The organism is Streptomyces sp. YS-3, assembly GCF_045257485.1.
Lineage (GTDB): Bacteria > Actinomycetota > Actinomycetes > Streptomycetales > Streptomycetaceae > Streptomyces.
Window position 1 is genome coordinate 1 of record NZ_JBJHPC010000155.1, and the last position, 13,191, is coordinate 13,191.

A 13,191-nucleotide genomic window follows, 5' to 3' on the forward strand; every position below is an offset into this window, starting at 1 on the left:
CCCACTCCACCGCGTCGATGCCCGTCCCCCGGCGCCCGCCGTGGGTGGTGACCTCGAAGGTGCCGGAGGGGGTGCGGCGGGCGTCCACCGACAGGACGAGCACCTGGCGCCCGAAGCGCTCCGCGATCTCGCGGATCAGCTCGGGCCGCTCGATCGCCGCCGTGTTGACGCCCACCTTGTCCGCCCCGGCCCGCAGCAGCTTGTCGACGTCCTCCGCCGAGCGGACGCCGCCGCCCACGGTCAGCGGGATGAAGACCTGCTCGGCGGTGCGCCGCACCACGTCGTACGTCGTCTCGCGGTTGCCGGAGGACGCCGTGATGTCCAGGAACGTCAGCTCGTCCGCGCCCTCGGCGTCGTACAGCTTGGCCATCTCCACGGGGTCACCGGCGTCCCGCAGGTTCTGGAAGTTGACGCCTTTCACCACCCGCCCGCCGTCGACGTCCAGGCAGGGGATGACGCGGACCGCGAGGGTCATTCGGGGGCTCCTTCTGGGGCTCCGTCGGGGGCGCCTCGGTAGGCGTCCACTTCCACTTCCACCAGCATGCGCGGATCGATCAGCCCGCTCACGATCACCAGCGTGGCCGCCGGGCGGGCCGCGCCGAAGAGCTCCTTGTGGGCCCTGGACACCTCGTCGATGTCCCGCGCGTGCGTCAGATACATCCGGGTGCGGACCACGGACCCGGCCCCGAGCCCGAACTCCGCGAGCGCGGCGAGGGCGTTCGAGAAGGCCACCTTCGCCTGCTCGTACGGGTCGCCCTCGCCGTACAGCACCGTGCCCCGGAACGGCGTGGTGCCGGCGACGTGCACATGGTCGCCCGCGGCGACGGCGCGCGCGAAACCGATCGTGTCCTCCCAGGGACTGTCACTCTGCACACGCCGTACATCGCTCATCGGGACACAGCCTCCAGGGCCTCTTCGAGGGTGAACGCCTTCGCGTACAGGGCCTTGCCCACGATGGCGCCCTCCACACCCTGCCCCACGAGCCCCGCGATCGCCCGCAGGTCGTCGAGGCTGGAGACGCCGCCGGAGGCCACCACCGGCTTGTCGGTGGCCGCGCAGACGTCGCGCAGCAGCTCCAGGTTGGGGCCGGTAAGCGTGCCGTCCTTGGCGATGTCGGTCACCACGTACCGCGCGCAGCCCTCGGAGTCCAGGCGGGCCAGCGTCTCGTAGAGGTCGCCGCCGTCGCGGGTCCAGCCACGGCCGCGCAGGGTCGTGCCCCGTACGTCCAGACCGACCGCGATCCGGTCGCCGTACTCCGCAATGACCTTGGCGACCCACTCGGGGGTCTCCAGGGCGGCGGTGCCCAGGTTGACGCGGCGGCAGCCGGTGGCGAGCGCGGCCTTGAGGGAGGCGTCGTCGCGGATGCCGCCGGAGAGCTCCACCTTGATGTCCATCGCGCCCGCGACCTCGGCGATCAGCGCGCGGTTGTCGCCGGTGCCGAAGGCCGCGTCGAGGTCCACCAGGTGCAGCCACTCGGCGCCGGAGGCCTGCCAGGCGAGGGCCGCCTGGAGCGGGGAGCCGTAGGAGGTCTCCGAGCCGGACTCGCCGTGCACGAGGCGGACGGCCTGGCCGTCGCGGACGTCGACGGCGGGGAGCAGTTCGAGCTTCGCGGAGGGCTTCACGGAGGGCGTCGCGGACATCACAGGGTTCCGATCCAGTTGGACAGCAGCTGCGCGCCGGCGTCGCCGGACTTCTCGGGGTGGAACTGGGTGGCCCACAGCGCGCCGTTCTCCACCGCGGCCACGAACGGCTCGCCGTGGGTGGCCCAGGTGACCCGGGGCGCGCGGATCTTGGGGTTGGTGACCTCCAGGCTCCAGTCGTGCACCGCGTAGGAGTGCACGAAGTAGAACCGGGCGTCGGCGTCCAGACCCGCGAAGAGCTCGGAGTCCTCGGGGGCCTTGACCGTGTTCCAGCCCATGTGCGGGACGATCGGCGCCCTGAGCGGCTCGACGGTGCCGGGCCACTCGTCCAGGCCCTCGGTCTCCACGCCGTGCTCGATACCGCTGGCGAAGAGGATCTGCATGCCGACGCAGATGCCCATCACTGGCCGCCCGCCGGACAGGCGCCGTCCCACCAGCCAGTCGCCGCGCGCCTCGCGCAGCCCCTGCATACAGGCCGAGAACGCGCCGACACCGGGGACGAGCAGCCCGTCGGCGTTCATGGCCCGGTCGTAGTCGCGGGTGATCTCGACGTCCGCGCCGACGTGGGCGAGGGCCCGCTCGGCGGAGCGCACGTTGCCGAAGCCGTAGTCGAAGACGACGACCTTCTTGACGGGAGTGGCCGTGCTCAATTCCACACCTCCAGGCGGAGGACGCCCGCGGCCAGGCACAGCGCCGAGCTGATCGCGAGCAGCGTGATCAGGCTCTTGGACATGTCCTGCTTGACGAAGGAGTAGACGCCGCCCGCGAGGAAGAGTCCGAGGACGATCAGGATGGAGTTGAGGCCGTTCACAGCGCGCCCTTGGTCGAAGGAAGGATGCCCGCGGCACGCGGGTCGTGCTCGGATGCGTAGCGCAGCGCCCGTGCCAGCGCCTTGAACTGGCACTCCACGATGTGGTGCGCGTTGCGCCCGTACGGGACGTGGACGTGCAGGGCGATCTGCGCCTGCGCCACGAAGGACTCCAGGATGTGCCGGGTCATCGTGGTGTCGTACTCGCCGATCATCGGCGCCATGTTCTCCGGCTCGGTGTGCACCAGGTACGGGCGGCCGGAGAGGTCCACGGTGACCTGGGCGAGGGACTCGTCGAGGGGGACCGTGCAGTTGCCGAAGCGGTAGATGCCGACCTTGTCGCCGAGCGCCTGCTTGAAGGCGGCGCCGAGCGCGAGGGCGGTGTCCTCGATGGTGTGGTGCGAGTCGATGTGCAGGTCGCCGTCGGTCTTGACCGTGAGGTCGAAGAGGCCGTGGCGGCCGAGCTGGTCGAGCATGTGGTCGTAGAAGCCGACCCCGGTCGACACATCGACCTTTCCGGTCCCGTCGAGGTCGATCTCGACGAGGACGGACGTCTCCTTGGTGGTGCGTTCGACACGGCCGACGCGGCTCATGCGCTCTGCTCCTTCTTGAGTTGACGGACCGCGTCCAGGAACGCGTCGTTCTCGGCCGGGGTGCCGGCGGTGACGCGCAGCCACCCGGGCACCCCGTTGTCACGGACCAGGACGCCCTGGTCGAGGATGCGCCGCCAGGCGGTGTGGGAGTCCTCGAAGCGGCCGAACTGGACGAAGTTGGCGTCCGAGTCGGTCACCTCGTACCCCGCCGCGCGCAGCTCGGTGACCAGCCGGTCCCGCTCCCCCTTGAGCTGCTCGACATAGCCGAGCAGCGTGTCGGTGTGCTCCAGGGCCGCGAGCGCGGTCGCCTGGGTGACGGCGGAGAGGTGGTACGGCAGGCGGACGAGCTGGACCGCGTCGACGACCGCCGGGTGGGCGGCGAGATAGCCCAGACGCAGCCCGGCCGCGCCGAAGGCCTTGGACATGGTCCGCGAGACGACCAGGTGGGGGCGGTTCTCGATCAGCGGCAGCAGCGAGGCGCGGTGGCTGAACTCCACGTACGCCTCGTCGACGACCACCAGCGAGGGCTTGGCGGCCTGCGCGGCCTCGTACAGCGCCAGCACCGTCTCGGCCTCGACGGCCGTGCCGGTGGGGTTGTTGGGCGAGGTGATGAAGACGACGTCCGGCCGGTGCCCGGCGATCGCCTCGCGCGCCGCCGCCACGTCGATGGTGAAGTCCTCGTTGCGCGGCCCGGAGATCCAGCCGGTGCCGGTGCCGCGCGCGATGAGGCCGTGCATCGAGTACGAGGGCTCGAAGCCGATGGCGGTGCGGCCGGGGCCGCCGAAGGTCTGCAGCAGTTGCTGGATGACCTCGTTGGAGCCGTTGGCGGCCCAGACGTTCTCGGTGGTGACCGGGTGCCCGGCGGTCCGCGTGAGGTAGCGGGCGAGCTCGGTGCGCAGCTCGACCGCGTCCCGGTCGGGGTAGCGGTTGAGGCCGCGCGCCGCCTCGGCGACCCGCTCCGCGATCCGCTCGACCAGCGGTTCGGGCAGCGGGTACGGGTTCTCGTTGGTGTTGAGCTGGACCGGCACGTCCAGCTGGGGCGCGCCGTAGGGGGACTTGCCGCGCAGCTCCTCGCGTACGGGCAGGTCGTCCAGGGTGAGACGGTCGGTCACTGTCCCGGCACCTTCCATCCACTGTGCCTGTCGAGTTCGCCTTCGGCGAAACGCGCCTTGAGCGCCGCGCCGTGCGCGGGCAGGTCCTCGGCCTCGGCGAGGGTGACCACGTGGTGGGTGACCTCGGCCAGGGCGTCCCGGGTGTAGTCGACGATGTGGATGCCCTTGAGGAAGGACTGCACCGACAGGCCCGAGGAGTGGCAGGCGCAGCCGCCGGTGGGGAGCACGTGGTTGGAGCCCGCGCAGTAGTCGCCGAGGGAGACCGGCGACCAGGGGCCGACGAAGACCGCGCCCGCGTTGCGGACCCGGCCGGCCACGGCGGCGGCGTCGGCGGTCTGGATCTCCAGGTGCTCGGCGCCGTAGGCGTCGACCACCTTCAGGCCCTCCTCCAGGCCGTCGACCAGCACGATCGCGGACTGCTTGCCGGCCAGGGCGGGCCTGATCCGGTCCTCGACGTGCTTGGTGACCGCGATCTGCGACTCCACCTCGCGCTCGACCGCTTCCGCGAGCGCCAGGGAGTCGGTGACCAGGACGGCGGCGGCCATCGGGTCGTGCTCGGCCTGGCTGATCAGGTCGGCGGCGACGTGCGCCGGGTCGGCGGTCTCGTCCGCGAGGACGGCGATCTCGGTCGGCCCGGCCTCGGTGTCGATGCCGATGCGGCCGGTGAAGTAGCGCTTGGCGGCGGCGACCCAGATGTTGCCCGGACCGGTCACCATGTTCGCGGGCGCACACGCGTCGGGTCCGGAGGTGCCGTACGCGAACATCGCGACGGCCTGGGCGCCGCCCGCCGCGTACACCTCGTCCACGCCGAGCAGGGCGCACGCGGCGAGGATCGTCGGGTGCGGCAGGCCGCCGAAGTCCTTCTGCGGCGGGGAGGCCAGCGCGATCGACTCGACGCCCGCCTCCTGCGCCGGGACCACGTTCATGACCACGGAGGACGGGTACACCGACCGGCCGCCGGGCGCGTACAGGCCCACGCGCTCGACCGGCACCCACTTCTCGGTGACCGTGCCGCCGGGGACGACCTGGGTGGTGTGCTCGGTGCGGCGCTGGGCGCGGTGCACGATCCTGGCGCGCCGGATGGACTCCTCCAGGGCCGCCCTGACCTGCGGGTCGAGCTGCTCCAGGGCCTCGGTGAGCGCCTCGGCGGGGACCCGGATCCGCTCCAGGGTCACGCCGTCGAACTTCTCCGCGTACTCGATCAGCGCCGCCGTGCCGCGATGATGCACGTCCTCGCAGATGGGCCGCACCTTCTCCAGGGCGGCTGCCACGTCGAACTCGGCACGGGGCAGCAGGTCGCGCAGGGCGCCACCCTCGGGGAGGGCGTTGCCGCGCAGATCGATTCGAGAGATCACGGAACCAATTCTCTCAGACCACATCCCGCCACCGGACGCCCGTATCACTGGCTGATACATATCCCGCCCGCCCCGGAGCCGGGCCGTGACCACTAGCGTTCACTCCGTTACACACGCATGTACAGCCCGCACACGACCGCGCGGGGTGAGCAGGGGACAGGGGGACGGCAGTGACCGAGGCGCCGGATGTCGCTGTGGCGCCGGACTGGTTCAGTCCGGTGGAGCTCGGGATGTGGGAGGCCTTCCGCAACGGCAGCACCTACGACCTGAGCAGCCGCAACCGGGTGCGGGACGACCCGTTCTCCGGGCGCGTCTGGGGGCCCGAGCGCTATGTGAAGGCCCGGGCGGTGGCGCTGCTGCTGCTCAGCGGGCCGCCGGCGCTGCCCGGCCGGGTGGCGGCGCTGAAGCTGAACGGGGTGCAGATCACCGGGACGCTCAATCTGTCGGGCGGCACGGTCACGCCGTACGTGGAGCTGACCAACTGCCGGTTCGAGGGCGAGGTGCTGATGCCGGAGTGCCGGGTCACCACCGTACGGATGGTGAACTGCGCGATCCCGCGGATCGAGGCGGCCCGCCTGCAGACCGAGGGCGATCTGCACCTGCCGCGCTGCCGCATCGCCCGCGGCATCCGGCTGACCGACGCCCACATCGGCACCGATCTGCTGCTCAACGAGGCCGTGATCCGCGGCGACCGCAAGGGCCGCTCGATCGCCGCGGACGGCCTCTCGGTCGCCCAGGACCTCCAGGCCGAGCTGATCGAGTCGTACGGGGAGGTGAGCCTGCGGGCGGCGAACGTGGGCGTGACGCTGAGCCTGCGCGGCAGCCGGCTGGTGAACCCCGACGGGCGGCGCGCGCTGAACGCCCCCCAGCTGACCGTGGAGCGCACGCTCTACATGACGGCGGCGGCCGTCTCGCCCGGCGCCACCGAGACCACCACACCGCCGTACGGGACGACCTACACGGGCACCCCGGCCCGCGGCACCCGGGTCCAGCCGTTCGTCTGCGAGGGCGGGCTGCGCCTGGACGACGGCCGGTTCGGGGACGCCGTCGACTTCCAGAGCGCGCGCTTCGTGATGCGGGACTACCAGGAGGTGTCGCTGCGCCGGGTGCAGACACCGGAGCTGCGCTTCCTCGGGGAGCGGCCGGAGCGCGGGCGGGTGGTGCTCTCGGGCGCCCGGGTGGTGAACCTCGTCGACATGTCGACGAGCTGGCCGGGTCCTGGCGGGCTCGCGATGGGCGGCTTCAGCTACGACAACCTGATCCCGCGCGGGCTGTTCCCGCTGACCAGACGGCTGGAGTGGGTGGGGGCGGCGACTCCGGAGTACGCGCCGGAGCCGTACGAGCGGCTCGCCACCGTGCTGCGCAACAGCGGGGAGGACGCGGACGCGCGCGAGGTGCTGCTCGCCAAGCAGCGCCGGCGCCGCGAGACCCTGCCGCTGGCCGGGAAGGCGTGGGGCGTGCTCCAGGACGTCACCGTCGCCTACGGCTACCGGCCCGGCCGGGCTGCGCTGTGGATGGCGGTGCTGTGGGCGATGGGCGCGCTGGCGTTCTCGCACTACGACCCGCAGCCGATCAAGCCGGACGAGCACCCGGACTGGAACGCCTCCCTGTACGCCCTCGATCTCCTCATCCCGGTGATCAATCTGGGGCAGGACGGCTACTGGAAGCTGCACGGCAGCTGGCAGTGGGTCTCCGCGGTACTCATCGTGCTCGGCTGGATCCTCGCCACCACCGTGGCGGCGGGCGCCTCGCGACTGCTGCGGCGTGGCTGAAATTTGCCGGTCCTTGACCTGCCCCCGTACAACCGTCACGGCCGCCACACACTCTTCACCGCACACCACTGGCGGAGCTCCCACCTGCGGTTTTGAATGGTTCGCACCATGTCATTCGTACGCGCCCTGCTCCGTGCCGCCCGTGCGGGCAGGCACACCCCGCAGCCCGCCGCCGACCTCCCGGCCGACGAGGATCTGCTCCTCGACGCGCCGGACGGGCGGCTCGGCCCCGCGCTGGTGTCCGCCGCCGGGGGCGACTTCGCGGGCGCGGCCGAGCTCCTGGCCACCACCCGGGAGTCGGCCGAGTGGGAGAACCGCGACCGCTACACCATGCGGCTGGCCGCCTTCGCCGTCAGCCGCCCGGACTGGCTCGCCGACTGGCTGGCCGCCGCGCCCCGGGACCCGGACGCGCTGCTGGTCAAGGCGGAGCTGGCGATCGTACGGGCGTGGGGTTCGCCGGCCCGCGCCGAGCTGCTGCGCGAGATCGCCCCGCTGATCGACGCGGCGGCCTCGGCCGAGCCCGCGGACCCGGTGCCGTGGCGCATCGCGCTGGACCACGCGCGCGGCACCCACGCCCCGCACACCGTCTTCGAGTCGCTGTGGGCGGAGGCGGTCGGCCGCTCCTCGCACCACTACGGCTGCCACGTCGCGGCCCTCCAGTACCTCTCGGCGCAGTGGTACGGCTCGCACCGGGAGTGCTTCGGCTTCGCCGAGGAGGCCGCGGCGGACGCGCTGCCCGGCTCGCTGGTCCAGGCGCTGCCGGTGCGGGCCGCGTTCGCCTGCCTGGCCGCCGGCACCACCGGGGCGCCGACCGGGCGCCAGAGCCCGCGGGAGCTGTTCGGCGACCGGATCGACGCGGCGGCCGACCTCGCCATCGCGCTCTCCGCCGCGTACGAGCCGGGCGACCCGTGGCCCGCCGAGGTGCGCAATCTGCTGGCGTACGTCCTGGTCGTACGGGAGCGGTGGGAAGAGGCCCTGGAGCAGTTCGGCCGGATCGGGCCCTATGCCACGGCGTTCCCCTGGGCGCGGCTCGACGACGATCCGCTGGGCCGGTTCACCGAGCTGCGCGACGAGGCCCGCCGGCGGGTGGCGGCGCGGAAGCCGGGGCGCGAGAGGGGTCCCGCGGGCATCGCGGTCGCCCCCCTGGGCGCCCTGGGACGGCCGCCCGCGCCCGTGCCCGGCCGGGCCGCCGGGCCCCCCGGCGCGGGCGCCCTGGGCAAGCCCGGACGCAGCCGGTCCGGCGACCATTACGCTTGAGCGTTGTGACCACCGCTCGCCTCCCCCTCTTTCCGCTCAACTCGGTCCTGTTCCCCGGGCTCGTCCTGCCGCTGAACGTCTTCGAGGAGCGCTATCGCGCCATGATGCGCGATCTGCTGAAGTCCGGCCCGGACTCCGGCGCCGACCCGGACGACGACGAGCCGCGACGGTTCGCCGTGGTCGCGATCCGCGACGGCCGGGAGGTCGCGCCGACCGGTCCCGGGATGCCCGACCAGACGTCCGTCCCCGAGAAGGGTCCGGCGGCCGGCTTCGGCCCCGACCCGATCCAGGCGTTCCACCAGGTGGGATGTATCGCGGACGCGGCGACGATCCGGGAGCGCGCGGACGGCAGCTTCGAGGTCCTGGCGACCGGGACGACCCGGGTCAAGCTCCTCTCGGTCGACGCGAGCGGCCCCTATCTGACGGCCGAGCTGGAAGAGCTGCCCGAGGAGCCGGGCGAGGAGGCCGGGGCGCTGGCGGAGGGCGTGCTGCGGGCGTTCCGGGCGTACCAGAAGCGGCTGGCCGGGGCCCGGGAGCGCTCGGTGACCGGCTCGGCCGAGCTGCCCGACGAGCCCTCGGTGGTCTCCTATCTGGTCGCGGCGGCGGCGGTGCTCGACGTCCCCGCGAAGCAGCGGCTGCTCCAGGCGCCGGACACGGCGACGCGGCTGCGGGAGGAGCTGACGCTGCTGCGCGCGGAGACGGCGGTGATCCGCCACCTCCCGTCGCTCCCCGCGGTGGAACTGACCCGCTCCCCCACCAGCCCCAACTGACACGAGGACCGGCAGGTTGGCCAAGAAGAAGGCGGCCGGGGGCACCCCGGCGACGGTGGCACTGACGGCGGCGGGCGCCGCGTTCACCGTGCACGCGTACGAGCACGACCCGTCCTCCGCGTCGTACGGGGAGGAGGCGGCGCGGGCGCTGGGCGTCTCCCCCGACCGCGTCTTCAAGACGCTGGTGGCGGACGTCGACGGCGAGCTGACCGTGGCGGTGGTCCCGGTGGCGGGCTCCCTGGACCTCAAGGCGCTGGCGGCGGCGGTCGGGGGGAAGCGGGCGGCGATGGCGGACCCGGCGGCGGCCGAGCGCACGACGGGCTACGTCCGGGGCGGCATCTCACCGCTCGGCCAGCGCCGCCGGCTGCGCACGGTCGTGGACGCGTCGGCGTCGGCGCACACCACGATCTGCGTCTCGGCGGGCAGGCGCGGCCTTGAGGTCGAGCTGTCCCCGGACGACCTGGTGTCGCTGACGGGGGCGGTACTGGCGCCGGTGGGCCGTTCCTGACGGGGATGTCCGGTAATCCCCCTGGACACTTCGCCGCGGGGCGAGCAGGTTGCCCCCATGTCGAAACGAACCCGCAAACGGAAGTGGCGCGTACGCAAGGGCAGGGCGAACCACGGCCGCCGCCCGGCATAGGTTCTGCCCGGGGTTCGCCTGCGGGCCGGTGGGTGGCTGGTCGCGCAGTTCCCCGCGCCCCTTCAGGGCTTGGTTTTGTCTGCGGGGCGGTGGGTGGCTGGTCGCGCAGTTCCCCGCGCCCCTTGGGTGGTCCCCGCACCCGGCGAACTCAGCTCAGCCACCGGTTTTCAGGGGCGCGGGGAACTGCGCGACCAGCCCCCGCAGGGTCACAGCTCCGGCGCCGGCCAAATTTCCGGGTCCCGCGGAGCGAACAGCGCCGTCAGCCCCAGATGCGCCCCCATCGCCGCCAGAGGCCACGCCAACAACGCCCCCTTCGCGTTCAGCCGGAGCGGCGCGTCGAAGACGACCCCCTTGCCCGCCGCCCGCGCCGCCGCGACCACGTCGTCCGTGGGCCCGAGCCACTCCCCCAGCTCCATGGCCACCCAGGAGCCGAGCAGGGCCCCGGCCGCGAGCCCCACCACCACCGGGATGCCGCCGCGCTTGCGCAGCAGGAAGACGAGCGCCGCGCACACCACGCCGAACCCCAGCGCGAGCAGGATGAACGTTCCGTCCGCCCCGATCGCCTCCTCGCCCTCGGTGTCCTTCAGGAACACCGCCTTGTCGTCGGAGACGAGCGGCACCCGGGGCGCCAGCCAGACCCAGAGCAGCCCGAGCAGCACGCCCGTGACCGCCACCGCGACCGCCGCGACCACGGCGTCCCGCAGCTCCGTCCTCATCGCGGTGCCCTCCTCGCTCGCCGGGGCCCCGGGGCCCTCGGCGCCCGGGCCGGAACGGGGGTGTACGGAGTCCTGCCAGGCGTCGTCGTCCGGCGGCGGCTGGTGAGGCGGAGTCAGAGGTGCGGTCACCCCGCCATCGTGCCAGGCGCTCCTGTGCGGCGCCTCACCGGGAGACCGCCGCCCGCCGGTACGCCCATGTCGCCACGAGCAGCGACACCACCCCGACGCCCGCGCAGACCGCGAGGTCGAGCCCGATGACGGCCCAGTCGGGGTGGGCGCCGAAGCTGTGCGCGAAGGCCTCCACCCCGTACGTGGAAGGCAGCAGATCACGTGCGTACGCGATGGGTCCGGGCAGCCGGTCGGCCGGCAGGACACCGAGCAGCAGCGCCGCCGACATGCCCAACTGGCCCAGCAGGGTGGCGAGTTCCTGGCGCGGGGCCAGCAGTCCGAGGGCCGCGCCGAGTCCGGCGAGCGCGGCGCCCGCCAGCGGGATGACCGCGGCGAGCACCCACAGGTGCGCCATCGGGAGCCCGAACAGGACGCAGCCGGTGACCGCCGTGACGAGCGTCCCCGGCACCGTGAACGAGGCGTACGCGGCGGCCGTGCCCAGCACCACGGAGGCGGGCGGCACCGGCAGGGTCGCGTAGTGGTCGAGCCCGCCGCCCGCCCGCAGGTGTCCGAAGTACTGCGCGAGCAGGTTGAGCGCGACGAAGGCCACCACCAGGACGCTCGACCCGGCGACCACGGCCCGCGCCTCGTTCCCGCCGTCCACGACCCCCCGCATCAGGACCATGATCCCGATCGACTGGAAGGTCGCCACGAAGAGCAGCGGGATGCGGGCCACCCTGGCCCGGGAGAGCTGGGCCCGGTAGACGGCCGCGAGGGCGGGCAGCAGCCGTGCCCGGGGCGCGAGCGGCGCGGCGTCCCCGGCCGGCCGCGCCGGGGCGGCGACCGCCTCCGCGGGAGCCTCCACGGAAACCTCCAGGGGAATCGCGCTCACGCCTTCACCAGACCTTCCGTACGGCCGCCGAGGGCGAGGTAGACGTCTTCCAGGCTCGGCGTGGCCAGGGTGAAGTCGTCGAGGGCGGCGAACGCGGGGCCGCCGGTGACCGCCGCGACGGCGGCGCGCGCGGCGTCGGGGCCGAGCCGCAGCACCCAGCGCCGCCCGGACTCCTGGGCGTCCGCCCGCAGCGCCGCAACCTCGGGAAGTTCGACGGGCGCCCGCTCGCGCCACACCAGCTCGACCCGGACCTCGGAGGCGACCCGTTCCTTCAGGCCCGCCGGGGTGTCGCAGGCGATGACCTTGCCGCGGTCGAGGACGGCGACCCGGTCGAGTACGGTCTCGGCCTCGATGACGTTGTGGGTGACGAGCAGCACGGTCGCGCCGCGCTCGGCCCGGCGGCGGTCCACGGCTGCCCAGACGGCCCGCCGGGCCACCGGGTCCATGCCGGTGGTCGGCTCGTCGAGGACCAGCACGGGCCGTTCGCCGACGAGCGCCGCGGCGACGCAGGCGAGCCGCCGCTGTCCGCCGGAGAGCTTCTTCAGGGGCCGCCCGGCGAGCGCGGCCAGCCCGAGCTCCTCCAGTACGGCGTCGCGCTCGGCGCGCGCGGCCCGGGCGGTGAGCCCGCGCAGCCGGCCGGTGGTCTCGGCGGCGAGCGCCACGGTCAGCTCGTCCAGGGCGGTGGACTCCTGCCCGAGGTAGCCGATCAGCCGGGCGGCCCGCTCGGGGTGGCGCACCAGGTCGTGCCCGAGGACGTCGACGCTGCCGGAGTCCGGCCGCATCAGACCGGTGAGCTGGCGCACCAGGGTCGACTTGCCCGCGCCGTTGGGCCCGAGCAGGCCGAAGATCTCGCCGCGTCCCACGTCGAGGTCGATCCCGTCGGTGGCCCTGATCTCGGGCGTACCGGCCGAGCCGCGCCGTCCGCGCCCGGCGGGGTACGTCTTGGTGAGGCCCCGCACCGTGCAAACGGTGCCGGCCCGCGCCGCTGCTGTGCCGGTACTCACGGACAACGAGCCTACGGGGTCGGCCGGGCCGTGCTGCCCCCGGACCCCCGTTTGGTTCCGTTGACCGAACGACCGCGCGGGCGCGGACCCGCCCCGGGGGCGCCTCAGTCCGCGACCGGGGCCCGCTCGGCCGCCGCCCTGACGTCGATCTCCCGCCAGAACCCGGCCCGGATCGCGTACCGGTCGTGCTCGTCGATCTGGTCGTCCTTGTGGGCGAGCAGCCCGAACCGGGCCGCGTACCGCAGCAGTTCGCCGTCGATGCGGTGCGGGATGCGCGGGTACATCGTGGACAGCTTCTGTACGTGGGTGGTCTCCGGCAGCCGCTCCATCCAGCGGCGCGCGAAGACCTGCCCCACCTCGTACGGGTCGCCGCCGACGGTGGTGATGTCCTCCTCGCGGTCCGCCCAGCGCTGTTCGGCGCTGGTCAGCTGGGCGAGGGTGGGCAGGGAGGCGGTCTCGGGGGACTCGCCGAGCGCGGCTCCCGGCCGCTCCACCCACCCTTTGTCGGAGGACCAGCGCAGGGT

15 protein-coding genes and 1 pseudogene are annotated in these 13,191 nt (G+C 73.5%); 4 read left to right on the plus strand and 12 right to left on the minus strand.

The window, feature by feature from the left end; all coding sequences use genetic code 11:
• From hisF to hisD, 8 genes are all read right to left on the minus strand, one after another.
• Positions 1-475 (minus strand): imidazole glycerol phosphate synthase subunit HisF (gene hisF / locus ACJA3G_RS15360; RefSeq protein ID WP_406553534.1); only part of this gene is annotated, 475 nt, incomplete at its 3' end.
• Positions 472-891, minus strand: coding sequence for a RidA family protein (locus tag ACJA3G_RS15365; RefSeq protein WP_406553535.1), 420 nt, complete (start codon positions 889-891; stop codon positions 472-474). The genes ACJA3G_RS15365 and hisF, both read right to left, overlap by 4 nt.
• Positions 888-1,640 carry a bifunctional 1-(5-phosphoribosyl)-5-((5-phosphoribosylamino)methylideneamino)imidazole-4-carboxamide isomerase/phosphoribosylanthranilate isomerase PriA gene (gene priA / locus ACJA3G_RS15370; RefSeq protein ID WP_406553536.1) on the minus strand — a complete coding sequence of 251 codons (753 nt, stop codon included), beginning with the start codon at positions 1,638-1,640 and terminating at the stop codon, positions 888-890. The genes ACJA3G_RS15365 and priA overlap by 4 nt, the downstream gene beginning before the upstream one ends.
• Positions 1,640-2,290, minus strand: a complete 651-nt coding sequence (hisH, locus tag ACJA3G_RS15375) for an imidazole glycerol phosphate synthase subunit HisH (RefSeq protein ID WP_406553537.1) — start codon at positions 2,288-2,290, stop codon at positions 1,640-1,642. Before hisH ends, priA begins: the two co-directional genes overlap by 1 nt.
• The gene (locus ACJA3G_RS15380; protein WP_358834508.1) at positions 2,287-2,451 is read right to left on the minus strand and encodes a hypothetical protein; all 165 of its coding nucleotides are present in this window, start codon (positions 2,449-2,451) and stop codon (positions 2,287-2,289) included. The genes hisH and ACJA3G_RS15380 overlap by 4 nt, the downstream gene beginning before the upstream one ends.
• Positions 2,448-3,041: an imidazoleglycerol-phosphate dehydratase HisB gene (hisB, locus tag ACJA3G_RS15385; RefSeq protein ID WP_067158063.1), complete on the minus strand. Its 594-nt coding sequence runs from the start codon at positions 3,039-3,041 to the stop codon at positions 2,448-2,450. The genes ACJA3G_RS15380 and hisB overlap by 4 nt, the downstream gene beginning before the upstream one ends.
• Positions 3,038-4,153 (minus strand): histidinol-phosphate transaminase, encoded by a 1,116-nt coding sequence (locus ACJA3G_RS15390; protein ID WP_406553538.1) that lies wholly within the window; start codon positions 4,151-4,153, stop codon positions 3,038-3,040. The genes hisB and ACJA3G_RS15390 overlap by 4 nt, the downstream gene beginning before the upstream one ends.
• Positions 4,150-5,508 (minus strand): histidinol dehydrogenase, encoded by a 1,359-nt coding sequence (hisD, locus tag ACJA3G_RS15395; protein WP_406553539.1) that lies wholly within the window; start codon positions 5,506-5,508, stop codon positions 4,150-4,152. The genes ACJA3G_RS15390 and hisD overlap by 4 nt, the downstream gene beginning before the upstream one ends.
• 170 nt (positions 5,509-5,678) lie before the next feature.
• Between hisD and ACJA3G_RS15400 the strand changes: the two genes are divergently transcribed.
• The 4 genes from ACJA3G_RS15400 to ybaK all read left to right on the plus strand — a co-directional run bounded on the left by ACJA3G_RS15400 (position 5,679) and on the right by ybaK (position 9,815).
• Entirely contained in the window at positions 5,679-7,280 is a 1,602-nt protein-coding gene (locus ACJA3G_RS15400; protein WP_406553540.1) for an oxidoreductase, read from the plus strand.
• Between the two features lie 96 nt (positions 7,281-7,376).
• Positions 7,377-8,537: a hypothetical protein gene (locus ACJA3G_RS15405; RefSeq protein ID WP_406553541.1), complete on the plus strand. Its 1,161-nt coding sequence runs from the start codon at positions 7,377-7,379 to the stop codon at positions 8,535-8,537.
• A 5-nt stretch (positions 8,538-8,542) separates the two neighbouring features.
• The gene (locus ACJA3G_RS15410; RefSeq protein ID WP_406553542.1) at positions 8,543-9,307 is read left to right on the plus strand and encodes an LON peptidase substrate-binding domain-containing protein; all 765 of its coding nucleotides are present in this window, start codon (positions 8,543-8,545) and stop codon (positions 9,305-9,307) included.
• Between the two features lie 16 nt (positions 9,308-9,323).
• Complete coding sequence (gene ybaK / locus ACJA3G_RS15415) at positions 9,324-9,815, plus strand: Cys-tRNA(Pro) deacylase (protein WP_406553543.1); 492 nt, start codon at positions 9,324-9,326, stop codon at positions 9,813-9,815.
• Positions 9,816-10,153: 338 nt separating this feature from the next.
• Here the strand turns inward: ybaK and ACJA3G_RS15420 are convergent, their stop codons facing one another.
• The 4 genes and pseudogenes from ACJA3G_RS15420 to ACJA3G_RS15435 all read right to left on the minus strand — a co-directional run.
• Complete coding sequence (locus ACJA3G_RS15420; protein WP_406553544.1) at positions 10,154-10,792, minus strand: DUF2567 domain-containing protein; 639 nt, start codon at positions 10,790-10,792, stop codon at positions 10,154-10,156.
• Positions 10,793-10,826: 34 nt separating this feature from the next.
• A complete protein-coding gene (locus tag ACJA3G_RS15425; RefSeq protein WP_406553546.1) occupies positions 10,827-11,648 on the minus strand; it encodes an ABC transporter permease in 822 nt (273 codons plus the stop codon).
• Between the two features lie 11 nt (positions 11,649-11,659).
• A complete protein-coding gene (locus ACJA3G_RS15430) occupies positions 11,660-12,667 on the minus strand; it encodes an ABC transporter ATP-binding protein (RefSeq protein WP_406553545.1) in 1,008 nt (335 codons plus the stop codon).
• 104 nt (positions 12,668-12,771) lie between these two features.
• Positions 12,772-13,191, minus strand: a pseudogene (locus ACJA3G_RS15435) (NYN domain-containing protein); the annotation flags it as partial.

What these genes read in the sequence shown, in the direction of transcription:
- ACJA3G_RS15365 (WP_406553535.1), bottom strand. Translation starts at nt 891, where the DNA reads ATGAGCGATGTACGGCGTGTGCAGAGTGACAGTCCCTGGGAGGACACG.
- priA (WP_406553536.1), bottom strand. Translation starts at nt 1,640, where the DNA reads ATGTCCGCGACGCCCTCCGTGAAGCCCTCCGCGAAGCTCGAACTGCTC.
- hisB (WP_067158063.1), bottom strand. Translation starts at nt 3,041, where the DNA reads ATGAGCCGCGTCGGCCGTGTCGAACGCACCACCAAGGAGACGTCCGTC.
- ACJA3G_RS15405 (WP_406553541.1), top strand. Translation starts at nt 7,377, where the DNA reads ATGGTTCGCACCATGTCATTCGTACGCGCCCTGCTCCGTGCCGCCCGT.